The organism is Pedobacter sp. V48, assembly GCF_000523515.1.
Classification (GTDB): Bacteria; Bacteroidota; Bacteroidia; order Sphingobacteriales; family Sphingobacteriaceae; genus Pedobacter.
The window spans coordinates 176379-201030 of sequence record NZ_AWRU01000033.1; the positions used below are offsets into that span (position 1 = coordinate 176379).

The 24652-nt window shown below is 37.3% G+C and carries 20 protein-coding genes and 1 pseudogene; 6 read left to right on the top strand and 15 right to left on the bottom strand.

What is annotated here, in order from left to right:
* Positions 1-35 precede the first annotated feature (35 nt).
* From N824_RS25135 to N824_RS25145, 3 genes are all read right to left on the bottom strand, one after another.
* Entirely contained in the window at positions 36-2567 is a 2532-nt protein-coding gene (locus N824_RS25135; protein ID WP_048907861.1) for a phosphocholine-specific phospholipase C, read from the bottom strand.
* Between the two features lie 140 nt (positions 2568-2707).
* Entirely contained in the window at positions 2708-3550 is an 843-nt protein-coding gene (locus tag N824_RS25140) for an isoaspartyl peptidase/L-asparaginase (protein ID WP_048907862.1), read from the bottom strand.
* A 1-nt stretch (position 3551) separates the two neighbouring features.
* Complete coding sequence (locus N824_RS25145; protein WP_048907863.1) at positions 3552-4427, bottom strand: cyanophycinase; 876 nt, start codon at positions 4425-4427, stop codon at positions 3552-3554.
* Between the two features lie 360 nt (positions 4428-4787).
* On the opposite strand from N824_RS25145, the gene cphA reads away from it, so the two are divergent.
* On the top strand, positions 4788-7403 hold the full coding sequence (gene cphA, locus N824_RS25150; RefSeq protein WP_048907864.1) for a cyanophycin synthetase: 2616 nt from the start codon (positions 4788-4790) through the stop codon (positions 7401-7403).
* Between the two features lie 51 nt (positions 7404-7454).
* On the opposite strand, the gene N824_RS25155 is transcribed toward cphA, so the two are convergent.
* The 5 genes from N824_RS25155 to fumC are packed head-to-tail and all read right to left on the bottom strand — an operon-like array spanning position 7455 to position 11214.
* Complete coding sequence (locus tag N824_RS25155) at positions 7455-8009, bottom strand: DUF1543 domain-containing protein (RefSeq protein ID WP_048907925.1); 555 nt, start codon at positions 8007-8009, stop codon at positions 7455-7457.
* A 13-nt stretch (positions 8010-8022) separates the two neighbouring features.
* Positions 8023-8469 (bottom strand): low molecular weight protein-tyrosine-phosphatase, encoded by a 447-nt coding sequence (locus N824_RS25160; protein ID WP_048907865.1) that lies wholly within the window; start codon positions 8467-8469, stop codon positions 8023-8025.
* Positions 8469-9269 carry a S1/P1 nuclease gene (locus N824_RS25165; RefSeq protein WP_048907866.1) on the bottom strand — a complete coding sequence of 267 codons (801 nt, stop codon included), beginning with the start codon at positions 9267-9269 and terminating at the stop codon, positions 8469-8471. Before N824_RS25165 ends, N824_RS25160 begins: the two co-directional genes overlap by 1 nt.
* 31 nt (positions 9270-9300) lie before the next feature.
* A complete protein-coding gene (locus N824_RS25170; RefSeq protein ID WP_235207294.1) occupies positions 9301-9813 on the bottom strand; it encodes a fumarate hydratase in 513 nt (170 codons plus the stop codon).
* 3 nt (positions 9814-9816) lie between these two features.
* Positions 9817-11214, bottom strand: a complete 1398-nt coding sequence (fumC, locus tag N824_RS25175) for a class II fumarate hydratase (protein WP_048907868.1) — start codon at positions 11212-11214, stop codon at positions 9817-9819.
* 190 nt (positions 11215-11404) lie between these two features.
* On the opposite strand from fumC, the gene N824_RS25180 reads away from it, so the two are divergent.
* Complete coding sequence (locus tag N824_RS25180) at positions 11405-12634, top strand: serine hydrolase (protein ID WP_052334267.1); 1230 nt, start codon at positions 11405-11407, stop codon at positions 12632-12634.
* Here the strand turns inward: N824_RS25180 and recG are convergent.
* From recG to meaB, 6 genes are all read right to left on the bottom strand, one after another.
* Positions 12631-14736, bottom strand: a complete 2106-nt coding sequence (gene recG, locus N824_RS25185) for an ATP-dependent DNA helicase RecG (RefSeq protein ID WP_048907869.1) — start codon at positions 14734-14736, stop codon at positions 12631-12633. The two genes, N824_RS25180 and recG, sit on opposite strands and share 4 nt — an antisense overlap.
* 4 nt (positions 14737-14740) lie before the next feature.
* Positions 14741-15652, bottom strand: coding sequence for an EamA family transporter (locus tag N824_RS25190; RefSeq protein ID WP_048907870.1), 912 nt, complete (start codon positions 15650-15652; stop codon positions 14741-14743).
* Between the two features lie 3 nt (positions 15653-15655).
* Complete coding sequence (locus tag N824_RS25195) at positions 15656-16036, bottom strand: RidA family protein (protein ID WP_048907871.1); 381 nt, start codon at positions 16034-16036, stop codon at positions 15656-15658.
* Positions 16033-16173, bottom strand: a complete 141-nt coding sequence (locus N824_RS38115) for a DUF6728 family protein (RefSeq protein ID WP_306413933.1) — start codon at positions 16171-16173, stop codon at positions 16033-16035. The genes N824_RS25195 and N824_RS38115 overlap by 4 nt, the downstream gene beginning before the upstream one ends.
* Before the next feature lie 215 nt (positions 16174-16388).
* The gene (locus tag N824_RS25200; protein ID WP_048907927.1) at positions 16389-17717 is read right to left on the bottom strand and encodes an OmpA family protein; all 1329 of its coding nucleotides are present in this window, start codon (positions 17715-17717) and stop codon (positions 16389-16391) included.
* A gap of 376 nt (positions 17718-18093) precedes the next feature.
* Positions 18094-18978: a methylmalonyl Co-A mutase-associated GTPase MeaB gene (gene meaB / locus N824_RS25205; protein ID WP_048907872.1), complete on the bottom strand. Its 885-nt coding sequence runs from the start codon at positions 18976-18978 to the stop codon at positions 18094-18096.
* Between the two features lie 81 nt (positions 18979-19059).
* Between meaB and N824_RS25210 the strand changes: the two genes are divergently transcribed.
* The 3 genes from N824_RS25210 (at position 19060) to N824_RS25220 (ending at position 21425) form a co-directional block, all read left to right on the top strand.
* Complete coding sequence (locus N824_RS25210) at positions 19060-19719, top strand: glycosyltransferase family 32 protein (protein WP_048907873.1); 660 nt, start codon at positions 19060-19062, stop codon at positions 19717-19719.
* Between the two features lie 99 nt (positions 19720-19818).
* Positions 19819-20628 carry a glycosyltransferase family 2 protein gene (locus tag N824_RS25215; protein ID WP_084498449.1) on the top strand — a complete coding sequence of 270 codons (810 nt, stop codon included), beginning with the start codon at positions 19819-19821 and terminating at the stop codon, positions 20626-20628.
* A 2-nt stretch (positions 20629-20630) separates the two neighbouring features.
* Positions 20631-21425, top strand: a complete 795-nt coding sequence (locus tag N824_RS25220) for a glycosyltransferase family 2 protein (protein WP_152542457.1) — start codon at positions 20631-20633, stop codon at positions 21423-21425.
* On the opposite strand, the gene N824_RS25225 is transcribed toward N824_RS25220, so the two are convergent.
* Positions 21412-22515, bottom strand: coding sequence for a glycosyltransferase family 2 protein (locus N824_RS25225; protein WP_048907874.1), 1104 nt, complete (start codon positions 22513-22515; stop codon positions 21412-21414). The genes N824_RS25220 and N824_RS25225 overlap by 14 nt on opposite strands.
* Before the next feature lie 289 nt (positions 22516-22804).
* On the opposite strand from N824_RS25225, the pseudogene N824_RS25230 reads away from it, so the two are divergent.
* A pseudogene (locus tag N824_RS25230) lies at positions 22805-24633 on the top strand (ABC transporter ATP-binding protein).
* The last annotated feature ends 19 nt before the right edge of the window (positions 24634-24652 follow it).

Below are 24652 nucleotides of genomic sequence, written 5' to 3' on the forward strand. Positions count from 1 at the left end.
AAAGTAATAAACAACACTATATCATCTTTACCATCCTAAACAATCCCGCCCATTAGGGGATCCGTTTTAGTCTCAACACCGCTTTCTACTCTTCCTGCAAACCGCTCTTCAAAAACATCATTCCCTTGTAGCTTCACGCTGATGTCGTACCAATGGTAAGATTTTGAAAGGTCTAGCACAACGCTCGCTTTACCACCCGCCGCAACTAATTTTGTTTGACGGCCTTTGCCATAACTATTGTCTATTATAATAAATGTTTGAGCTGTTGCTCCATTATTAACAATATCAACTTTAATATTACCCGTCAACTTAACCGGACTAAGTCGGTTATGCTCATAACTAGCCTGTAAGTTTACCTGCGGATTATTCTTGTTCCCAATAAACTCTCTATAAAACCCATTTGGCCCATGAACTCGAAGATGATAGACACCATTTTCAAATGCATTAACGGGCCAACTGTAATTTAAATGATCTCCCGCGGAAACAGCAAATGACCAGTTTCTAGAGATTTCATCTTTACTTGTTTCATCATTGTATTTAACAGGTGCGCTTACCGTAAATGGAGATCCGACTGCTTTTTTGTCGAAAATTTGATTTCCCGACACGAAATTGATTTCAAAACTTGTCTTGTCCTTACTTAGCCCCCCATCAGTATATAGTTCATAAGGCAAGGCGCAAGATGAGCGTACTCCTTTTTCCTGCACCAACATTCCTGCCTTTTCACCTTCAATTTTCCTGATCTCTGCATCAGAAAGTTTTTTGAACCCTATAGGATCACCTTTAAATTTGGCATTATATATGGTTTCAACATTTTTATTTCTGTCAAGAAAAGCGATCTTTTCTAATTTATCCCCATTATAAGGATTAAAAGCGGACGTAAGATCCCCACAAATCGTGCGACGCCATTCGCTAATATTATCAAGCTTTATGTTCTTTTTGAATTTTTTATTTACGAATCCTTCCAAAAATTGTAGAGTTGAAGTGTGGTCAAAAACTTGTGAGCACACCTTACCTCCTCTGGTCCACGGCGACGCAATAACCATCGGCACCCTAAAACCTAAGCCTATAGGCGCTTCGCGCGCCTGATTTTTAGGAATTCCCTGTTTTAATTCATTCTCCAAACGTACATGTTCTATCTCAGTTTCTATACCTGGAGAACATTTTCCGGTTCCGGGCAATTTAGCATCTGAAATCGAAAAAGGAGGAACATGGTCAAAATAACCATCGTTTTCATCATAAGTAACAATAAATATTGTTTTCTTCCAAACTTCAGGATTCTTAGTTAAGATATCCAGAATCTCTGATACGTACCAGGCTCCATACCATGGAGCGCTTGGATGATCAGAAAAGTTCTGCGGTCCTGCAAGCCAGGATACAACTGGTAATTTCCCTGTATTTACGTCTTGTCTGAATTGATGAAGCAAATCTCCTTTTGGCACAGTCACCTTTCGTTTTTCACCTTTATCATTATAGGTTAGCGCCGTAATAGATCGAAAATCAGCATCTCCAGAATTGACTACGAAAGCACTTTTGTATAGGCTCTTTTCTTTCTCCGACAGTTTTTCATAACTTTCCTTGTTCCACTTTGAAAGTTCGCTGCGCGCATTATCTAACACCTCTTGTTTTTTTCGAACGCTTTCTAGCGCCTTTTTCCCGTCTTCATCACTAGATGGGGTTCTTTCCTGCAATTTATTAATCTCACCAGGAAGCTCTTCTGCTTGCTTCTGTAGATTTTTTATATACCGCTCGGAGAATTTAACATTATACGCTTTAAAGAATTCCAGAAGATTACACCCAAAGTTTGATAACCAGGATCTTTCTTCACCAATAAACCCACCTCCACAGCTTAAATCATTTTGATAGAATTTCCATGGGATGTTATTCTCTTCCAACAATTCAGGAAAAGTACTCCATGGCATATTCCCATAACCAAAATCTGTATTTCTGATGTTGGCTTTGGGAATGCCGTCCTCATCATGAGTAATTTTGCCTGTCCAAAAGAAAGAACGGTTAGGTGTAGTACTTGTCATTGCAGAGCAAAAGTTCTGGTCGCATACCGTAAAAGCATCGGCCATACTATAATTAAATGGTAAGTCCTCGCGGGTATAGTAGCCTAATGTTAAAGGCATATCAGCATATGTCTTATTCCCCGATCGTTTTGCAGGAAGCCATTTATCGTATTTTCCATAGTTATTGGCATCTACCTGGCTTGCTCTCGAATGAGGCAGATCGCCCATCCAGGTAACTTTTGTATCTTTTATATTTAATCGAAATGGGGAGTAGGTATTGCCACTCGCATCCGTTTGCAACCATACAGGTTTTTTATCCGGCAAATAAACAGCTCGGGGATCATTAAACCCCCTTACACCTTGCAAGGTTCCAAAACAGTGATCAAAGGAGCGGTTTTCTTGCATTAGTATAACCACATGCTCGGCATCAAGATATGTGCTACCTATTTCCGGATTTATAGCAAAAGCCCTTTGTATTGCAGAAGGCACCATAGTCGACATGGCTGTACTGCCTGATAATAACGCTATCTTTTTTAAAAAATCTCTGCGTGAGTCCATTTCGTTAATAATTAAGTTTTCGTGCGCCAATGCCGCAGGTCAAATATCTTTCACGAAATTAAAATTAGTGTTAGCATGCAGTTAATCTATAAGAAAAACCGTATTATAACTGTTACGTTATCGCAAACAGTTAGGTGTTATTAAGGAAACACTTCTAATCCATCATCAAAAGCAGCCCAAACCATATAAGAATGAGAGTCTAAGTGATAAATTTCTCCTTTTGATGAAATTCCTATTACGCCGGCAAAACCATCTATAAGTTTCAACTCTGCAAAAGATTTCTCACAAGCATCTTTCAGAGTAAACCCATCCGTTACACGCGTCACTATTTTTGCTGCCATTGCAACGTTAACAATATCTTCTCCTACACCTGTACAAGAGATACCAGCAAACTGATTTGCAAAATTTCCTGCCACAGTGGCAGAGTCACTTACTCTGCATGGGATTTCAAAGCCTTTTCCCCCTGTAGAGGTTGCTGCGGCTATATCGCCATCAGCATCCAATGCTACACAACCTACAGTCCCTTTTCTTTCCTGCTGATTCAATTTTGCCTCGTACTCTTGCCGCCTTTGTGGGGTAATAGGATCAAAATAACCAAAGCCATTTTTGGTAGCAAAAGCACATGCTCCTTCGCCACTTAGCACTCTGTCTTCATAGCTTAGCAATTTCTCGGAAACCTGAATAGGGTTTTTTACATCCTCAATATTGATAACCCCACTAAATTTTTGTGTTTTACCATCCATTAAAGACGCGCTTAAACGTACCTTGCCATCACTTTGTATCTGAGATCCCAAACCTGCATTAAACAATTGGTCATCTTCAAGCAAACTTACAGTATAAACTACGGTTTCTAAAGCCGTATGCGTTTGCAAATAACTATGAGCTTGGGTAACTATAGAAGCCAGCGCCTGCTGCTTTGCCCTTTTTGTCTCCTGATTGGTATCAGATTCACTAAAAAAACCACCATGTATAATTACTTTCATCCTAATCTGTTGAAACAACCTTTGGATGATGAATGGTCAACTTATGCTCAGTAAGGTTATAGGTATCTCCATCACACATCACATGTACAATCATGTTTTTAATAGAAACTGGCTGCCCCATCTCAACATCTGTTAAATTGGTGTCAGCCATATCTCTCCCATCAACCAAAATAACCATTCCACTGCCTATTGCTTCCATCTTATTTCCTTCGGAAATAAATAATCCGGTATCTTCACCTAAACCTATTCCCAAAATCCCCGGATTACTTGCTGTAGCATATAACAGACGACCAATTCTACCTCTTTGGACAAAATGCGTATCTACAATTACACCATCAATAAACCCTAATCCACCGGTAATTTTAACCTCTCCTTTCAAAAGAGCATCCTTAGAACTTCCCTGATAGATCATATTTTTTGAAGATGCCGCCGCACCAGCTGATGTCCCTGCAATTACTACAGGTTCATTCTGATACTTATCTAACAAGATTTGGTGAATCGATGTCCCTCCAAATATGGATGACAAGCGTAGTTGATCTCCTCCTGTAAATATAATCACATCAGCAGCCTTAACCCTCTCGCAGTTCTCATTTGAATTGGCTTGCTCCCGACTATTAATATTTAATACACCCACGTCATGCACATCAAGCTGCGCAAATGCCTTTATATATTCTTCTCCAACTTTCTCTGGAATAAGTGAGGCTGTGGTAATGATTTCAAATCTGGATTTACTATCTCTTACAGATTCAACAGTGATTTTCTTTAAAATACCTCTTTCAAAAAAGTTCATATTTTGGGGCAACCCGAACTGAGTTTCGGTAAAACTTCCGGTATTTATTGCACCCCCTATAATAATTAATTTACCCTTCGGAGCCATTTTAAATATTTATATTTCCAATAGGGCCAAACTTAGATAAAATTGATTTGTAATGCAATTTTAACCCAATTAACAATTTCATTATTTAAACTTTACCTCCAAATTATTTACACAAAATATATTCACAACAAATTGGATTTACAACTGCATAATTCTCGGAAAATTTTTATACTTTAATCTCTCCATTTAAAGCATAAAGTAATCCGGGTAAAAATTCGAAATACTTTTAAAAATATGCTGTAAAAAGCCAAGGGCATTTTCTTCAAAGAGAGCAATAGTAAACAACAAACTTATTTAAGCTTAGCGTGTTATAGAACTAACGCTAGGTGGATTTAATCATTAAAGAACAAATTTATACCAATGAAAATATTAGGCATACAGGTGCTTCGTGGACCAAACATTTGGTCGATAAACAGAAAAAAGTTGATTCAGATGAGGCTGGATCTTGGGGAAATGGAGCAGAGGCCTACCAATCTTATCGATGGTTTTAGAGAACGTATTGAAAAATTGATCCCAACCTTACAAACTCACCGATGCTCTAAGGGGGAGCCTGGTGGTTTTTTAGCAAGGATTGAGGAAGGTACCTGGATGGGTCATGTAATTGAACATATTGCATTAGAAATTCAAACCCTTGCAGGCATGGATACTGGATTCGGAAGGACTCGACAAACTAAAACGGAAGGCATTTATAATGTCGTATTTAGTTACATTGAAGAAAAGGCAGGAATTTATGCTGCCGAAGCCTCTGTTCAAATTGCTGAAGCATTGATAAACAACCATGAATACGATTTGGAGACAGATATACAACGTATGCGTGAGCTTAGAGAAATGGAAAGATTGGGGCCAAGTACCGGTTCCATTGTAGCCGAAGCGATTTCAAGAGATATCCCGTGGATAAGGCTAAATAAAAGTTCCCTGGTTCAGTTGGGATATGGTAAAAATCAGGTTCGTTTTCGTGCCACCATGACGGAAAAAACCAACAGCATAGCTGTTGATATTGCCGGCAATAAAGATGAAACTAAGAGACTATTACAGGATTCTGCTATTCCAGTTGCTAAAGGAGTAACCATATCAGATATCGAGGATCTTCCCGATGCTATAAAAAAGGTTGGCTTCCCGTTGGTATTTAAACCACTGGACGGAAATCATGGTAGAGGAGCCACTATAAATGTTAAAACTGTAGAAGCGGCCACCGAAGCTTTTGAATATGCTAAGAACTATTCAAGAAGAATAATAATTGAACGGTTTATTACCGGATACGATTTCAGAGTACTGGTAATTGATCATAAAATGGTTGCTGCTGCGCTGCGTGTTCCGGCACATATTACCGGGAACGGGCAGGATACCGTTCAACAATTGATAGATAAGGAAAATGAAGACCCACGAAGAGGTTATGGTCATGAAAATGTTCTAACTGAAATTACGGTTGACAGGGATACCTTAGATTTACTGGCAAAAAAGGATTACACATTAGAATCTGTACCTCCACAGGGCGAAACCGTGTATCTAAAATCAACCGCGAACTTGAGTACAGGAGGTACATCAATTGATGTTACAGATCTGGTTCATCCGCAAAACGTATTTATTAGTGAGCGCATTTCAAGAATAATTGGCCTAGATATTTGTGGCATAGATATCATGGCCGAAAACTTAACTCAGCCACTTCCGGAAAACGGAGGGGTTGTTTTAGAAGTAAATGCAGCTCCTGGTTTCAGAATGCACCTTGCGCCTAGTGAGGGCTTACCTAGAAACGTAGCCGCTCCTGTTATTGATATGCTATATCCGCCAGGCAAGGACGCAAGGATTCCAATTATTGCGGTTACAGGAACCAATGGAAAAACTACCACGACAAGATTAATCGCCCATATTGTTAAAAGCAATGGAACCAGAGTTGGCTTTACAACATCTGATGGTATCTATGTGCAAAATACAAAGCTCATGAAAGGCGATACTACGGGGCCGGTTAGTGCAGAGTTTATTTTAAGAGATCCAACCGTCGAATTTGCTGTATTAGAAACCGCTCGCGGAGGTATTTTGAGAGCCGGGTTAGGATTTAACAAGTGTGACATCGGTGTTGTCACCAATATCCAGGAGGATCACCTTGGAATATCCGATATTCATACGCTAGACGATCTTTGCAGGGTAAAAGAAGTAGTAATTGGTGCAGTAAAGAGAACTGGATGGAGTGTACTTAATGCCGATAATAAATATTGTATAAAAATTGCCAATAATGCAGATAGCAATATCGCATATTTTAGCATGGACGAGAAAAATTCCGTTATTAAAGAGCATTGTAAAAAAGGCGGTATTGCCGCTATTTATGAGAACGGCTATATTACCATCAAAAAAGGCGACTGGAAAATAAGGGTAGAAAAGGTTACCCACATCCCCTTGACTTTTGGTGGCAGCGTTGATTTTATGATCCAGAATGTGCTCGCGGCTACACTTGCTACATTTTTATGGGGATATAAGATCGAAGACATCAGAATGTCATTAGAAACATTTATACCTTCGGCAGCTCAAACACCGGGCAGGATGAACACCTTTAAATTTAAGGAGTTCAAGATTCTGGTCGATTTTGCTCATAATCCTGATGGCTTTAATGGAATAAAAGCCTACCTACAAACCATTGAAGCAACCGAACACGTAGGAGTAATATCAGGCACAGGCGACAGGAGAGATGAAGACATAAAAGAAACTGCCAGAATTGCAGCACAGATGTTTGATAAAATCATTATCTGCCAGGAAAAATACCTGAGAGGCCGCGATCAACAGGAAATAATTAATTTGTTGATAGATGGCATACATGAGGTAAAACCAAACATGGAAATCATTATCAATAATAATGGAAATGATTGTTTGAAATACATTATTGCAACTGCAAAATCAGGATCATACATTACTATTTTAAGTGATACCATTGACAATGCAATTGTTAAAGTTTCTGAATACTTAGACAAGGAATTCGGGGTTTAAAAAATAACCAAATAAAAAAGGGCGCATAAAATTGCGCCCTTTTTTATTTCCTTATAACTTACTAAGTATAAGGTATCCTAAATGCATTTCATCTTTTGGGATATCTGCAGCTGAGCTTATTTGCAACTTATAATATTGTTTAATACTAGTCGGTAGAATGTCCTCAATTTCAAACACATCATCAACATCTACACCATATTTATCATCAATATGTGACGTAGCCCCTTCAAATCCTGTATGTTTATAAAAGGCTGTTTCTTTTGCCTTTTTAATAGCTGTGGCCTTCTCATCAGAAACAGTTAGCATTTTATAGTGAAGCTCGTCAAACTCCCCCTCTTTATAACCGCCCAAATTTAAAAAGAAAAGTTTATCAGCGGTGGATTCATCTTTCTTGCTTACAACTTTTATCTGGTACCCGTCAACCTCTGTTACCTCGCGCCAGGCATCAATATGTATTTTGCAATTTGCCTCTGGCCAAAAAGCAATGATTTCTTGTTTAATATCTTTTAATGAACTTCCTACTGTAAAGAAAACATCATGTTGTTCCGTATGCCTGCCCGGTGGGGTACAGCCCAGTAGTAACATAAATAATTTTGGTGATTCCATAATACGCATCAGTTTACATATGCCCCTTAAGCTCTTCGATCAATTCCTTACATCTTGCTTCTATCTCTAAAAACACCGGTTCAAAAAGATTACTGTCGAAATATGGATCTGTTACTTCGTTTTGGTCCGTTAAAAACATCTTTACTTTTTTGCGTTGTTCTTCGCTTGTTGCTAATCTCTGAACGTCCTTTAAATTATTTCTATCCATCACAAGGATGCTGTCGAATTCATTAAACATGTTTTTATTGAAATGTTTAGCCCTTTGTTTAGAAATGTCATATCCAAAGTTTTTCGCAACAGCAATACTTCTGCTGTCGGCAGGTTGATTTAAATGCCAATCCCCTGTTCCTGCCGAAGCAACGCCCCAATCTAATCCTTCCTCATTAATCAAATGCCTCATAATTCCCTCTGCCAATGGCGAGCGGCAAATATTGCCAAGGCAAACCATTAGAATTTTCATTATTTGTAAATTTCATTTAGAATATTTGCCAAACAAACACCTCCCTTGAGCAGCTGCTCATTCAACAGATTTACAAAGTCGAAGTTGTATTTATAACTCAGCTTATCTTCAGGTTTTGTGTTCTCGTAAATTTTATTGCATGCCAGGTAGGATCCATAAACAAAATCTTTAAGAGAGCTGTCTCTCCAAGCCCTCAATTGTTCATCATTAGGATAATTAATAGCGCTAGCATACTCTGTGTAACTCAACTCCTGATACTCTATTAATGATTCGTCCCATACTCTATGCAAGTTGGACTTCTCTCCAAACCAGGTAACAAAAATTTTGTTCCCCCCTAAATCTTCTTTACGAGCCGTATGCATTGGCTGATTTAAATCGCCGATCAGGTGTATTAGCAAACGCATGGCAAGCTTTTTTTGATCTGGTGTGCTTTGCTTATTTTTTAAAACAGAAATCATTTGCGGAACTTTATTGTATACGTTGGCAGCTGTATCTTTATCTAAAAAGTCAAATACCCCTTGTTTATCCAATCCCGCAGGTAGGTTTACAAAATGCCAGTTGTAGAGATAATTATAAGAAGGGTCCGACTTAATAAAATCACCCCAATTACTTGCCATCGCTAAGCTTTCATAACCTAAAATCTCTTTAATGCTCTTTTTTGCTCTCTTACTAAGGTGGCTTTCTGCTATCTGCCCTACTATTCTATGGCCAAGCATTCCCCATGCACCTGCGCTTAATGGCATATAGGCCAACATAGAAAAAATTATAATTGCCTTAAAAACCTTACCTACTCTTTTCATCTTTGTCTACTTTTAATTGCTCTGCATTATACTATAAGCCCTGCGGTGTACAAATTATTTTTTCTACAAGCTTTAAATCCACCTCTCTTTGATTATCGGTGCCTTCAAGCAACAACCTATTTGTATCTGCCAATTTAATTTTGAAGATTTTAATATACTGTCCTATCTGGTAACATCCCGAAATCTTTTGTTTATAATTAGACTTTGTGAAAGTACCTGTCAAAAAAACACTGTCAGCCCTAACCTGATAAACCCCCTTAGCATATTCTTTCCACACTCCGTTATTGAAGCAGGAATCTGCATAGTAATTCACTTTAGAATGGGTAACCAGGTCTACATAAAATGAATCACAGGTGAATTTGAATTTATGTTGTGTGTAGTTCAGTAATTGATCTGCATTTGGCACACTATCCTGATTCCAAATCCCCTGCAAAATTGGCGATCCTTCTCCTTGTACATTGGGCATTCTTCTACAAGAGAAGAGTACGCATAAACACAATAACACAGGAAACAATAATCTCCACATATATGGGTATTTATTCATTCCCTATTTTAAGCTACCTACCATATCCTCTGGACGAACCCACTCATCAAATTGTTCACCGGTAAGCAAGCCCAATTCTATGGAAGCTTCGCGTAAGGTTTTATTCTCTTTATGCGCTTTTTTTGCAATCTTAGCTGCATTTTCATATCCAACATGAGGATTCAACGCAGTAACGAGCATCAAAGAATTTTGTAAATGTTTCTTAATTTCCGGTAGGTTAGGTAATACTCCCTCAGCGCATTTATCATTGAATGAGACACAGGCATCACCGATTAGTCTTCCTGATTGTAAAACGTTAGCAGCAATAACAGGTTTAAAAACATTCAACTCAAAATGGCCATTACTTCCACCAATACCTACTGTAACATCATTACCCATTACCTGAGCACACACCATAGTCATAGCCTCAGGTTGTGTCGGATTAACTTTACCTGGCATAATAGAGGAACCCGGTTCGTTATCAGGAATGATGATCTCGCCTATTCCACAACGAGGACCAGAACTTAGCATCCTTACATCATTTGCAATTTTCATTAAAGAAACGGCAGTACGTTTGTAAGCAGCAGAAAGTTCAACCATGGCATCGTGGGCAGCTAGTGCTTCAAATTTATTAGGTGCTGTTACAAAAGGAAGTCCTGTTAATTTTGCAATTTTCTTAGCAACCAGAACGTCATATCCTTTAGGTGTATTTAAACCAGTCCCAACAGCTGTTCCGCCTAAGGCAAGTTCACTAATCATTACCAGAGCATTTTTCACCGCCCTGATACTGTTATCTATTTGTTGAACATAACCCGAAAATTCCTGCCCTAGCGTTAAAGGTGTTGCATCCATAAAATGGGTACGTCCAGTTTTAACGATATCATTAAATTCAATTGCCTTTTTATGTAAAGTGTTGCGCAATTTTTCTAATCCAGGTATGGTAATTTCTACCGCTTGTTTATAAGCAGCAATATGCATAGCTGTAGGATAAGTATCGTTTGATGACTGAGACTTATTTACATCATCATTGGGGTGAAGCACTTTTTTATCATCACCCAATGATCCACCGTTTAAAACGTGAGCGCGATTTGCTATTACCTCATTGGCATTCATATTACTTTGAGTACCTGAACCGGTTTGCCAGATTACTAAGGGAAACTGATCGTCTAAGCTACCTGCAACAACTTCATCGCACGCTTTTGCAATTAAATCGGCCTTTTCCGTTGTCAAAACACCAAGCTCAGTATTGGCTAAGGCAGCAGCTTTTTTCAAATAACCAAATGCATGTATAACTTCTTTTGGCATTGAAGCCTCCGGACCAATCTTAAAGTTATTTCTTGAACGTTCAGTTTGAGCACCCCAATATTTATCAGCAGGTACCTGTACTTCACCCATCGTATCGTGTTCGATTCTAAAATTCATAGTATTCTAAGTTTTATACCTGCAAATTTAGGGTTTTTAAAATTTTTAAAGAGCCCTTTAGTGTCAGATGTTTAATACAACTTCAAAAAAAAATTGCAAATAAAATAAAACCTGCAATGTTTAAAACTCTTTTACGTTAAAAGCATTATTATTCCTTAATTTTCGGGCTTTTAAACTGTACACACAATTCATGAGTTATCGTAATATTCTAGCAGTGGCTTCAATGGCCGCCTTTTTATTTATTGCCTGTTCAAATTCCAGAAAAAGCACAACATTACAAGAGCCCAGTAAAGAGCGTACTGTTGAAGATGATAAGGCTGATAGTGTGCTTTTGGCATATGACCCTGCAAAAGGGGATAAATGGATAGCTGATTTTGTACAGAATCTTCATAAAAAGTACGGCTTTAACGGAAATATGCTGGTTGCAAAGGATGGTAAAATCCTTTATGAAAAAGCTATCGGCTGGGCAGATTACCTGCATCGCGATAGCCTAAAGATAAACTCTGAATTTGAACTCGCCTCAGTAACTAAAACTTTTACCGGTACTGCCATCATGCAATTAGTTGAACAAGGCAAACTTTCTTTAAATGATGATGTAAAAAAGTTTTACCCTAACTTTCCGTATGATGGAATCAAAGTAAAACTGCTCCTTTCGCACCGTAGCGGAATGATGAACTACGTGTATTTCATCGATGACATATGGCGCAAAGAAAAGCGTGACATGAAAAAAGGAGTATCAAATCAGGATGTGATGCAGGTCATCGCAGAGAAAAAACCAAATCCATATACCAAACCGGATAATCGCTTTCACTATAACAACTCCAATTATATGGTGTTGGCAGCAATCATAGAGAAAGTAACAGGCAAGCCCTATTCCGATTATATGATGGAGAACATTTTTAAACCGGCTGGTATGAAGCATACTCATGTTTATTCAACTACGGTTTACCCAAAAATACCTGTAGATGTTGTTGGTCATGACCGTTCATGGAGATACTCTGTAGCACAAAATTTTCTAGATGGTCCAGTAGGTGATAAGGGTATCTATAGTACACTGCATGATTTGGTTCTATATGACAAAGCTTTAAAGAATGGCAGGTTATTAAAAAAGGCAAGTCTTGATTCTGCCTATACAGGCCATAACAAAGCCATCAACGGGCATTTTAATTACGGCTACGGGTGGCGCATATTTGATGGAGATAATGGCCGTAAAGTAGTTTATCATACCGGATGGTGGCATGGATTCAGACACATTTATGTACGCGATGTTCAGAAAAACATTGTAATTATCTTTCTGGGCAATCTTACAAACGGAAGTTTGCTACATCTTGATGAACTTTACAAATACCTTAAAACACCTATTATACGCAAAGGTGCTTATTCAGGCTCTGGATCACTACCGGGAAGTGACGAGGATTAAGATATTTTATCAAATGCTATGCCTCTGCTTTTTTTAGAGAGGTAAGTTCTTAGGAGACTATTTTGAGGATTCTCCAGATTAGGATCCTCAGAAAGCGTTTCAATTACAGTATTTCGAGCTTCCTGTAATATCTGCTGGTCTTTAGCAAGATCAGCAAGCTTAAGTTCCAGTACACCGCTTTGTTGTGTTCCCGAAATATCTCCGGGACCTCTTAACTGTAAATCTATTTCCGAAATCTCAAATCCGTTGTTTGTCTTTACCATGGTTTCTAACCGCAGCTTACCATCGGGACTCAATTTATTTCCTGACATTAGAATACAAAATGATTGCTCTGCACCTCTGCCTACTCTTCCACGTAACTGGTGTAGCTGTGAGAGTCCAAATCGTTCTGCATTTTCAATAACCATTATCGAAGCATTGGGTACGTTTACACCAACCTCAATAACTGTGGTGGCAACCATAATCTGTGTTTTGTGATCAATGAAGCGTTGCATTTCAAATTGTTTATCTGCGTTGCTCATCTTTCCATGCACTATGCTAAGTTGATAATCGGGTAAAGGAAAGTGATAACTAAGTTGCTCAATTCCCGCTTCAAGATGTAATAGATCTAACTTCTCGCTCTCCTTTATCAGGGGGTATACAATATAAACTTGGCGCCCCTTCCTAATCTCCTCCTTCATAAACCCAAACATCCTTAGGCGTTGCCCCTCATAAAGGTGTCTTGTTTCAATTGGTTTTCTTCCCACTGGCAATTCGTCAATAATAGACACATCAAGGTCTCCGTATAACGTCATAGCTAATGTACGTGGAATTGGTGTAGCAGTCATCACTAGGATATGAGGGGGGATAACGTTCTTTCTCCAAAGTTTTGCTCTCTGTTCAACACCAAACCGATGTTGTTCATCAATTACCACAAGTCCCAAATTCTTAAACACGACCTTGTCTTCTATCAAAGCATGCGTACCAACCAGAATATCAATCTCACCAGCTTCAAGGTCATTATGAAGTTGTGTTCTTTGTTTCTTTGTGCTGCTACCTGTAAGAATAGCAACTTTCACCAGTCGATCCTTTAACAGATCTACAATAGATTGATAATGCTGACGTGCTAATATCTCTGTAGGAGCCATCATACAGGCCTGATAACCATTATCGCTTGCAAGGAGCATGCTCATAAGCGCAACAACTGTCTTCCCGCTCCCCACGTCTCCCTGCACGAGTCGATTCATCTGAATTCCTCGCTGTGTATCAAGCCTGATCTCTTTTATTACCCTTTTCTGTGCATTTGTTAGTTGAAAAGGCAGGATCTCTTTATAAAACGTATTTATTCTTTCTCCAACTATTTCAAATGAGTGACCCTTAAATCTCATTTCACGCAGCTGCTTATTATGCAATAATTGAAGTTGAATATAAAACAGTTCTTCAAATTTTAATCTCCGCTCCGCAGATTTCAACGATTTAACATCCTTAGGGAAATGAATATTTAACAAGGCTTCTTTCCTGCCAACCATTTGATATTTTTCCAGAATATATGGAGGGATGGTTTCAGCTATTTCCTTAAGGTGCTGTTCAATTAATAAAGTCTGCAGTTTTTGGATCCCTCTACTATCCAGAAAAAACTTCTTTAGTTTTTCAGTAGAATGGTATACAGGTTGCAACCTTAAGTTACCAGTAATAGTTGTTGGTCTGGGGTAGTTCTCTAAATCTGGGTGTGAAATACTAAATGAACCATTAAATACTGTGGGCTTCCCAAATACAATATAAACTTTACCCTTAGTAACATTTTCATCAACCCACTTCAAACTCTGAAACCATACCAGTTCTATTGAGCCCGTCTCGTCAGTGAGTCGGGCCACCAGGCGTTTTTTATGTTTTTCACCTATTTGTTCCTTACTGGTTATCCTGCCTAGTATTTGTACATAGGGTAATTCAGGATCTAATTCACTAATCTTATAAAATCTGGTCCGATCAATATACCTGAAGGGAAAAAAATTCAAGAGATGTTCATAGGTAAAAATACCTAACTCTTTTTGAAAAAGTTCAGCACGTTTAGGCCCTACGCCTTTAAGAAATTCTATAGTCGTATCTAAGGTAGAAACAAACAAGGCTTTAAATATTTTTTCTATTAAATGTAAATATATCTTTTATTATGCTCCAATTAAATACAATAACCGAAACTAATAATAACAAATAGGCCAATAGCTTATGGGAATCAATATGTTCATTAAAATAAAAAATAGCTACTGCAAACGCGATAAGCGGATTTACATAAATAATTATTCCAAGCGTAGATGAAGGAATTCCTATCAAAGCGTACAGGCTCATAAACAAAGGAATTATCGTAAATATCACTGCAACCACAGTAATGTTTCCCCAAAACCATAAATTAGTTGGAAAAGATTCATGGTTACCTATGTATAACGGCATCATCAAAAGTACTGCCAACCCAATTTGAGTCGCCAAAACATTTAACTTATCCAGATTTTTCATTTTACGCTGTATGATCAAATAGAAAGCATATAAAGTCGCAATAATAACAGACCATGCCACTTCGATTAAAGATCCGGTAGCAAGTAGGATAATGCTAAACAAGGCTATTGCTAACGATAAAAGCTTTAATCTTGATAGCTCTTCTTTTAAAAGAATGAACCCTCCAAACGCTGTAATTAACGGGCAAACCATATAAGCAAATGCTGCCGACTGTAAACTTACATTGTTTACTGCATAAATGTAGGTATACCAGTTTGAGGTTAAAAGTACAGTGGACGTCGCTAACTGCAGGAAAACTATTTTCCTTTCCTTAGAAGTTATCGATGATAAGTAGGCAATGTCACTCTTCAGATATTTACGTCTGAAAATAAAAATGGTAATCCAAATAAACACAAGGGAGGTAAAAATTCTATAGTACAGAATCTCTTCAGAAGGAAATTCTTTAAGATTTCTTAGTGGTATCGAAAAGAATCCCCAGATCGCAAAAGATAAAATGCCGGCAAAAAAAAACTTAAGGTTAGATTTTGGCAAAACTTACCCTTTATAAGCTGTCATAGATATCTCTACATTTACTCCTTTTGGCAGACCCTTTACCGCTACGGTTTCTCGCGCAGGAAAGTTCTTATGAAAGAATGATCCGTATATCTCATTTACTTCAGCAAACAAAGCCATGTCCGACAAAAAAATAGTTGTCTTGACAACATCCTCAAAACCATAAGACGCTTCTAATAGAACAGCCTTAATGTTTCTCATAACCTGATGTGTCTCCTCTGCAATTGAAGATTGTATAACCTCTCCTGATTCAGGGTTTATAGCAACCTGCCCTGATAAAAATAAAAAGCCATTTGCTGTTACGGCCTGGCTGTATGGGCCAATTGGGGCCGGGGCATTTTTTGTGTTTATTATTCTATTCATTTCAGTAAAATCCAATCAATTAATTTCCATAAAATACCTGCAACAAATACAATAATTGCCGTTGCATTAATAATATGCATTATTTTAATGTTAATGTTAGTGGGCCTGCTGGGGTCTCTTTTTCTAAAAAAATACATCTTACTACAAACTTAGATAAAATAGTCCTAAATACAATTTATTAGCCTTTTCCTCCCTCAATTATAAAACCAGAATTAATTTAATTGGGGAGTAAGTGAAAATATTTTGATAATGATAAGTGCATCCATTGAAACCTACTAATCGCACTGGCTGATAAAATAAAAAAAGGGCCCCAAATTATGGGGCCCTTTTTAAGTATTGTTGTTAGAAAGTATTAGTTTCTAGCTGTTTCAACACGACGATTTTGGATACGACCTTCTTCAGTATCGTTAGAAGCAATTGGATTAGCTTCGCCAAAACCTTTAGTTACAACTTGACTAGCGTTAACACCAGAGTTAACTAAGTAAGTTTTAACAGAATTAGCTCTGTCTTTAGATAATTTCAAATTGTATGCAGCAGTACCTTCGCTTGAAGCGTAACCGTTTACAGCTACTTTACCACCGTTTTCACGCAATACTGAAGATAATTTATCTAAAGTAGGGTAAGCTTCAGTTTTTAAAACTGATGAGTTAAATTCAAATTGGATAGTTTCAAAACCAGTAACATTGCTAGTTGTATCAGGTGCAGTTACTTTAGGTAGAGGACATCCTGAACCGTCAACAGCAGTACCTGCAGGAGTACCTGGGCATTTGTCAAATTGATCAGAAACACCGTCACCATCAGAATCTTTTTTCAAACCTTCAACAGCTTGCTCAACATTAGCAACACGAGCTTTTAAAGCTTCAACTTCTTGACGTAATGAAGGATCTTTCAATTCATCATACATTAAAGCAAGTGGGTTAACCCAATCCAAGTTCGGTTTAGATTTAGAACCTAGAGAGAATTCTAAACCAGCATATCCGTAAGAGAATTTATCTTTGTTAGAAGCACCGTTTGCGTAAGTTCCGTCAAAGTTATCTCCATCAATGAAGTGCATAGTATAACCTAAGTTAAACGATACACGCTCAGAAACTTTGAATTTAACACCAGCACCAACTGGGATATAAGCTTCTTTAACATAAGTTTTAGCATCGTGTCTGTCATTAACATCACCTATAGCTTTATCTTTCCAGTCAATACCATCAACTTTCGGAGCATAAGCGATTAAACCGTAACCAGCAGTAACGAAGAAGTTAACTGAGTTCTCACGACGTAAGAAATCAACAGTAGCAACGTTAACAACACCTCTGATGTCAGCAGAATAGCCAATTTCAGTTTCAAATTCTTTAGGAGAAGTTGAAGCGTTTTTGCTTGATCCAGATACTTTTCCACGGAAAATGTTACCTTCAATACCAAATGCATGACCTAATTGTTTTCTTAGCGAGATACCGTAACCTAAGTTTACGTCCATCTTATTGAAATCATTAGTACCACCGATAGCAACAAATGGAGATAAAACACCACCGTTGATTCCGAAAGACCAAGATCTGTACTGACCTCTTCCACCAAATACCTTGGCCGAAGAAGAAGTTCCAGTAGAATCTTGAGCGTTAGCTAGAGAGGTTACTCCCATCAACGCAACAAAAGAAACTGCTAGACTCTTTTTTAAAGTAGAATAATTCATAATTTTCTTTTTTAAGGTTAAACAAATTTTAATTGTATGTTTTTTTTGTGTAGCAAAATTAAACAAATTTTTAATTTCTCAAAACACTTGTACAAACTCTGTTCCAAATTTATTAAATACCGACAATTATGCAAACATAATACGAATAGTATTTATGTTTTGTATTAAAAAAATATCAATAAAAATGAATCCTCAATTCATTACGGCATAAAAAGCACAAAAACACCGCCTACAGCCGCCTAGATGACTTTTACAATCAGACATTCTAATTTCAGCATGTAAAACAAAAGTTATATACTACCAAAAACAATTAACATTTTTCAAATATTGTCCTAATCCTGTATACAGAAAAGTCCTGTTTTTAAGACAAAATCACCTAAATCCATTGATCAGTAAACTTATAAATGTTAAAATCCGATCTTTTCAACGCTTTTACCATCTCCGAATGAAGTTTAACTTTATCAACATTTTTCATACGATAGTGCGCTATAATCTTAAATGCCTTTTCAGCCAGTAACGATGCCTTCCGTTTTCCATCAGATTCAACAGGAATTGTCAACCATTCGCAAAGTTCATCTATGCCTTCCTTTTTATCCGCAACCGTTTTAAAAACTGGGATCTTGTGATGCAAAACTAACTTCTTCAAGGTGTTAGTAAACACATCAGCACCCTCTCGATCTGCTTTGTTCACAACAAACCCCTGAGCTATTTCCATTATTCCCGATTTTATACTCTGGATTTCATCTCCTGATTCTGGCACCAAAACAACTACAGTCTTATCGGCAAGCCCTGCAATTTCAATTTCGGACTGCCCAACCCCAACCGTTTCTACAATAATCATATCGAAAGTAGCCGCCCGAATCACATCAATCATTTCTATGGTTTTTGCGGAGATTCCCCCCAATGCGCCCCTTGTTGCTACAGATCTGATATATACATTAGGATTATTGAACTGCTGAGCCATTCTTATACGATCACCCAGCAATGAACCAAAATTAAATGGAGAGGTGGGGTCCACTGCCAGAATGGCTATTTTTTTATTCTGTTTGGCAAATTGTTCTGTTATTGCGTTTACGAGTGTACTTTTTCCAGCCCCCGGAGGTCCGGTAATTCCAATTATCGGAACTGCCGACTTAACATTAAGCATGCGCAAAATATCTGCAGAAGGTGCAATATCATTTTCAACCAATGTTAAGGCTCTGGCCAAAGCCAAAAAATTTCCCTGCTCAATTCCTTTTAAAAGGGGATAATTGGTATCCATTAATAAACTATCTTTGGTACAAAGAAATAGAATTTATTCATTATTTAACGCGTTATTCCCAACATCTTTTTTTATTCTAAAATGCCTATACCAAAAATCATACATCAAACATTCAAATCAAAGAACCTGCCTTTAATTACGCGTTGGCATATCTTTAAATTCCTCAAAAGAAATCCTGACTATCAGTATGAATTTTACGACGATGAAAGGATCGAGAAATTCCTCTCAGAAGAGTTTGATGATGAAACATTTAAACTATATCAAAAACTAAATATCGGCGCGGCTAAAGCAGACTTTTTTAGGTATGCCATTTTATTAAAAAAAGGTGGTATATATTTAGACATTGACTGTAATGTTAAACAGAATTTCAATCAATTTATTAGACCCGATGATGTAGCAGTACTATCCCCTGAAAAGAATCCCATTTGTTACGTACAATGGGCATTGTTTTATGAACCTGGTCACCCCTTCCTTCAAAAAACCATGGAGCTGATGCTTCAGAATATCAGGAAAAACGAATTTCCCCATGATGTCCATAAGATGACTGGGCCTACCGTATATACAGCCGCAATCAACGAATGTTTGTCAAAAGATCCAAACATCCCACATAGGACATTCGGAGTTGAATATGCACCATATCTTAAAGACAAGTATAAACTGGCAAAGTTTTTCTTGTATGAAAAAAAATCCAATCACTGGAAAAAACTTCAGGTCTCATCAACCGTATTAAAACCCGAATAAATTCACATACCAATACGATACAAGAAAGGAGCAAATTTCATTGAATTATAAATTAGGGCACGTAAGTTGTAAATTTGTGCCTTTATCCCAATCTACCTAATGCAAAAACGAATTACAGCTGCTTTATTAATTTCTACCTACAATTGGCCCGCAGCATTGGACCTGGTCCTGTCTAGTGTTTTAATGCAATCTAAAATGCCTGATGAAATACTCATTGCTGATGATGGATCTACCCAAGAGACTAAAACAATAATTGAAAAATACAAGAAGCTATTCAAGATTCCTATATTACATTTCTGGCAGGAAGATCTTGGGTTTAGGAAAACCCTTATTTTAAACAAGGCCATTGCAGGTGCAAAGAGCGACTATATTATTGAAATAGATGGCGATATCATTATTCACAGGAAGTTTATCGAAGACCATATAAACTTCGCTGTGCCTGGCACCTTTGTAAGGGCAAGTCGTGGTTATATTGATAAGGAGCTCTCCGCTAAACTAATCAGCAAGAAGGTTTCGAAAATTAATATCTTCAGTAAAAACATAGCCAATTTTTATAGCGTCGTACGTATCCCTTTTTTATGGCCTCTTTTCGAAAAAAAATACAAAGTTAAAGGCGCCGAATTATATGAAATTCATGGATGCAATATGGCCTTCTGGCGTTCTGATGCCATAAAAGTAAACGGGTATAATGAGAGTTTTATTGGATGGGGTCCAGAGGACAAGGAGTTTATTGCCAGATTACTAAACATTGGGCTGCAAAAAAGGTTTCTTAAGCTGGGTGCCATTGCTTTTCATATCTACCATAAGGAAAATTCCAGAGCTTCTTTAGCGGAAAACGAGATGTTATTTAAGGAGACTATAGCGCTTAAAAAAGTTTATTGTGAATCTGGTATAGACAAATATTTATAGGCATGAATAACAAAATCGCTGTAACTCTTGTTATATCTACATATAATTGGCCAAAGGCACTCGATCTCGTTTTCAAGAGCATTTTGAACCTAAGAGCATTCCCGGATGAAATAATCATTGCTGATGACGGCTCAGACGACAGGACAAAAGTAATAATAGAAGAATTCAAGCAACAGATAAAAGTGCCTATTAAACATCTGTGGCAAGAAGATCTGGGTTTCAGAAAAACCATTATTATGAATAGGGCTATCTCTTCTGCCTCTGGCAATTACATAATACAAATAGATGGTGATATTATTTTACATCCAAAATTTATTGCCGACCATATCGAGGAAGCTCAGCATGGCTATTATATAAAGGGAAGCAGATCAATGCTTTCAGCAGACTTAACCAACACCATAATAAGCACCAAGAACATTCGCATCAGTTCCTTAACTAAGGGAGTCGGCAGTAAAATAAATGCTAGTTACTTGCCTATTTTTTCAGCCTTCTTTAAAGGCAATCATTTTCGATCCAACAACCTGAGGGGCTGTAATTTTTCGTTTTGGAAGCATGACTTTATTGCTGTAAATGGTTACAACAATGACCTGGAAGGTTGGGGCCATGAAGATATTGAACTAGCTGCAAGGCTAACAAATCTTGGAATCAGACAAAGACAATTAAAATTAAAAGCAGTTTGCTTTCACCTTTATCACCGAATAAATTCAAGACATAATGAGGACATTAATTTCAAAAAATACCTCAATGCTGTCAGAAAAAAGACTATTCGTTGCAAAAATGGAATTAAAAACGAGTGATAATAAACAGCACCAATAGAAGGATCATTTTTATGAGCTTCCATTTATTTAATCTGAACCAACTGGGGTTTTCCTTAGCAAATCCCATTTCAATGCGCTCTCCAAACCCCAAAAGCCTGCCACTTAGTAAGCTTTGATACAAGTATCCCGCCTCATAACAGTTCTTGATCCAAAAAAGATCCAAGGCCACAGGAAGTGAAAATGTTTTTGATTTATAAAAGGCCTTGATGACGTTGGTTAAAATTTCCACGAAAAGGATGATGGACATCAACAGGCCCAATCCATTAACAGAATAAAAAAACATTATTAAAGGCGAAAAAACAAGCAAAAGAAAAAAAAGTTCCGAGGTATTCAGGAAATCATGATAAGTATAAGGTTTAATCGTATCAAGTACAGCAATATCAGCTGCACCACGTCCATATCTAAAAATCCTTTCAGTTTGGATGGCCCCATTATCCCACCATGGGTGCTCTACAACTGCATCAGGCACAGGAATATATTTTTCCTTATACAATAAGCAATTCCTTAGTAGAAACTCTACGTCCTCACCACCTTTATCCAGCTTTTCGTTAAACAAAGTAATGTCCATTTTTTCTCTATTTAACATAACATTCGCAGTTGGCACCCACACCAAAGGTTTGTTATCTAAAGCAGCCTTAAAATGCCCAGTTGTACCGTTAATATCCATAGCCTGAGTAGCAGCGTTAAATGGAGGGGGGAAATTAGTTACTCCAGCAAAACCAATAGAATCCGGATTCTTTTTAATTGCCTCTGCATACGCTATCAGTAGCTTTTTTGAGGGTGCAATATCATCATCCAGCAACAAGACCCATTTACCCTTACCTAACCTAATTCCATTATTCCGGGTTTTGGAAAACCCCAGATTAATTTCGTTTTTAATCAGGTTGATTTTATCTTCAGCAGCTAATATTAAAATATTATCGGGTATAGCCAACAAAGGATTATCAGCTACAATGTAAAAATTCACTAAAAATCCAGCGGGTCTTTCAACATTGAAAATATTTAAAAGTACATTCTCATCTAACCTGAAAGAAGGTATTACTATGTCAATTGCAGTGCTTTGGTACATGAAATACAAATATACATCGTTTTATATTACACTGTCATTTTAATATATTTGAACATGATAAAAGATTCAGCCTCTGCTGATATAGAGAGTAAAAATTCCAACCCAACATCAAAAATGATTATAGCAAGCAGATTATTACAGCTATTATCATTATTGATTGAAGACTAGAAATCCAGACTGGATAAATGAATCCTGACTAATAAAACTAAATAGTGTGTACCTTTGCTCTTTAATTATTAGTCTTAAACAACAAAATTATCATAACAGATAAAATACTAAATACATTTCAATGAAAATCTATTTCAGATTACTTTCCTTTGCAAAACCAATAGAAAAATTTGCTATACCCTATGTTATCACAACCGTTCTTTCCGTTATATTTAGTGTACTCAACCTTACCTTATTAGCCCCATTATTTGAAACCTTAATATCTGAAAATCCTACTAAAAGTGCCGGCTTGGCCGATAATGCTGCATCTGCATTTAATATTACAGCACAATTTAAAGAGTTTGTAAACTCATCAATAATCACAAACGGGCAGGAAAAAACCTTAACCTATATCTGTATCATTATTGTGATCTCTGTTTTACTTTCCAATGTATTCAGGTACTTCTCTCAACGAACTATGGAAGACTTAAGGGTTCACACCTTGCTTAACCTAAGAAAAACGGTGTTTGAAAACGTAATGAATTTACATGTTGGTTATTTCAATAATGAACGTAAAGGAGACATAATATCAAAAGTGTCTGCCGATGTACAAGTTGTACAATTTACAGTCACAAACACACTGCAGGTTGTATTTAAAGAGCCCCTCACGCTTATTTTCTATATTTTGGTGCTTTTATCTATTTCTGTAAAACTAACCCTATTTTCCTTATTGGTCATTCCAATTTCAGCCTTTGTAATAAGTAAAATTGTAAAAAGAATAAAACACCAGGCCAAGGAAGCCCACGAGTCTTTTGCAAAAATGATTGGTTTTTTAGATGAAGCCTTAGGTGGAATAAAAATTATTAAAGCATTTAACGCCTCTGAGAGGATAAAAGAAAAATTCCACAGTGAGAACGTTTTTTATTCCAACATAAACCGTAAGATGGTAAGGCGCCAGCAACTTGGCTCCCCCTTGTCTGAGTTTTTAAGTATAGTAATGGTTTCATTCATTGTTTGGTATGGTGGTCGCCTGATTATAAGCCATCAGCCAGGTGCACTATCAACAAGTCAATTTATAGCATATATAGCTATATTTTCACAGGTAATGCGTCCAGCTAAAGCCCTTACTGATTCTTTTAGCGGAATCCATACCGGAATAGCTGCCGGAGAACGTGTTCTCGATTTAATTGATACCAAGCCAGAACAGGTCAATAAGCCCGATGCAAAAGAGATATCTTCGTTCAACCATTCCCTGGTTTTTGAAAATGTCTCATTTTCATACGAATCAAAAGAGGTATTGAAGAACATTAATCTTACTATTGAAAAGGGCAAAACTATAGCGCTAGTAGGACCTTCTGGTGGCGGAAAAAGCACCCTTATGGACTTGATACCCAGGTTTCATGACCCAAAATCAGGGCACATTAAAATTGATGGGCTCGACTATGCGGATTTAACTGTAGAAAGTATTCGTTCTCAATTAGGTATGGTTAACCAGGAATCTGTTTTATTTAATGATTCCATATTTAACAATATTGCCTTTGCCAAACCAAACGCAACTGAAGAGGAAGTAATTGCCGCAGCAAAAATTGCTAACGCACATGAGTTCATTCTACAAACGGAAAATGGTTATCAAACTTTTACTGGTGACAGGGGGAACAAATTGTCTGGCGGACAAAAACAGCGCTTATGCATAGCAAGAGCTGTTTTGGCAAACCCTCCTATTATGCTTCTTGATGAGGCAACCTCANSCTCTKSAKWYRSRWTYRGWWWRRMWWRKKCARKANTGYAWWAWACAAATTGATGGAAAACCGTACTTCCGTTGTAATTGCTCACAGATTAAGTACAATACATGGTGCCGATCTTATCATTGTTATTGATAAGGGAGAGATTATTGAAACAGGAACTCATCAGGAATTGATCAACTATAATGGCCTCTATAAAAAGCTAATTGAATTACAAACATTTAGCTAATTCAAAAAGAAGGAAATAA

Coding starts and splice junctions, on each gene's coding strand:
- N824_RS25135 (WP_048907861.1), bottom strand. CDS start 2,567: ATGGACTCACGCAGAGATTTTTTAAAAAAGATAGCGTTATTATCAGGC.
- N824_RS25140 (WP_048907862.1), bottom strand. CDS start 3,550: ATGAAAGTAATTATACATGGTGGTTTTTTTAGTGAATCTGATACCAAT.
- N824_RS25145 (WP_048907863.1), bottom strand. CDS start 4,427: ATGGCTCCGAAGGGTAAATTAATTATTATAGGGGGTGCAATAAATACC.
- cphA (WP_048907864.1), top strand. CDS start 4,788: ATGAAAATATTAGGCATACAGGTGCTTCGTGGACCAAACATTTGGTCG.
- N824_RS25155 (WP_048907925.1), bottom strand. CDS start 8,009: ATGGAATCACCAAAATTATTTATGTTACTACTGGGCTGTACCCCACCG.
- N824_RS25160 (WP_048907865.1), bottom strand. CDS start 8,469: ATGAAAATTCTAATGGTTTGCCTTGGCAATATTTGCCGCTCGCCATTG.
- N824_RS25165 (WP_048907866.1), bottom strand. CDS start 9,269: ATGAAAAGAGTAGGTAAGGTTTTTAAGGCAATTATAATTTTTTCTATG.
- N824_RS25170 (WP_235207294.1), bottom strand. CDS start 9,813: ATGAATAAATACCCATATATGTGGAGATTATTGTTTCCTGTGTTATTG.
- fumC (WP_048907868.1), bottom strand. CDS start 11,214: ATGAATTTTAGAATCGAACACGATACGATGGGTGAAGTACAGGTACCT.
- N824_RS25180 (WP_052334267.1), top strand. CDS start 11,405: ATGAGTTATCGTAATATTCTAGCAGTGGCTTCAATGGCCGCCTTTTTA.
- N824_RS25195 (WP_048907871.1), bottom strand. CDS start 16,036: ATGAATAGAATAATAAACACAAAAAATGCCCCGGCCCCAATTGGCCCA.
- N824_RS38115 (WP_306413933.1), bottom strand. CDS start 16,173: ATGTATTTTTTTAGAAAAAGAGACCCCAGCAGGCCCACTAACATTAAC.
- N824_RS25200 (WP_048907927.1), bottom strand. CDS start 17,717: ATGAATTATTCTACTTTAAAAAAGAGTCTAGCAGTTTCTTTTGTTGCG.
- meaB (WP_048907872.1), bottom strand. CDS start 18,978: ATGGATACCAATTATCCCCTTTTAAAAGGAATTGAGCAGGGAAATTTT.
- N824_RS25210 (WP_048907873.1), top strand. CDS start 19,060: ATGCCTATACCAAAAATCATACATCAAACATTCAAATCAAAGAACCTG.
- N824_RS25215 (WP_084498449.1), top strand. CDS start 19,819: ATGCAAAAACGAATTACAGCTGCTTTATTAATTTCTACCTACAATTGG.
- N824_RS25220 (WP_152542457.1), top strand. CDS start 20,631: ATGAATAACAAAATCGCTGTAACTCTTGTTATATCTACATATAATTGG.
- N824_RS25225 (WP_048907874.1), bottom strand. CDS start 22,515: ATGTACCAAAGCACTGCAATTGACATAGTAATACCTTCTTTCAGGTTA.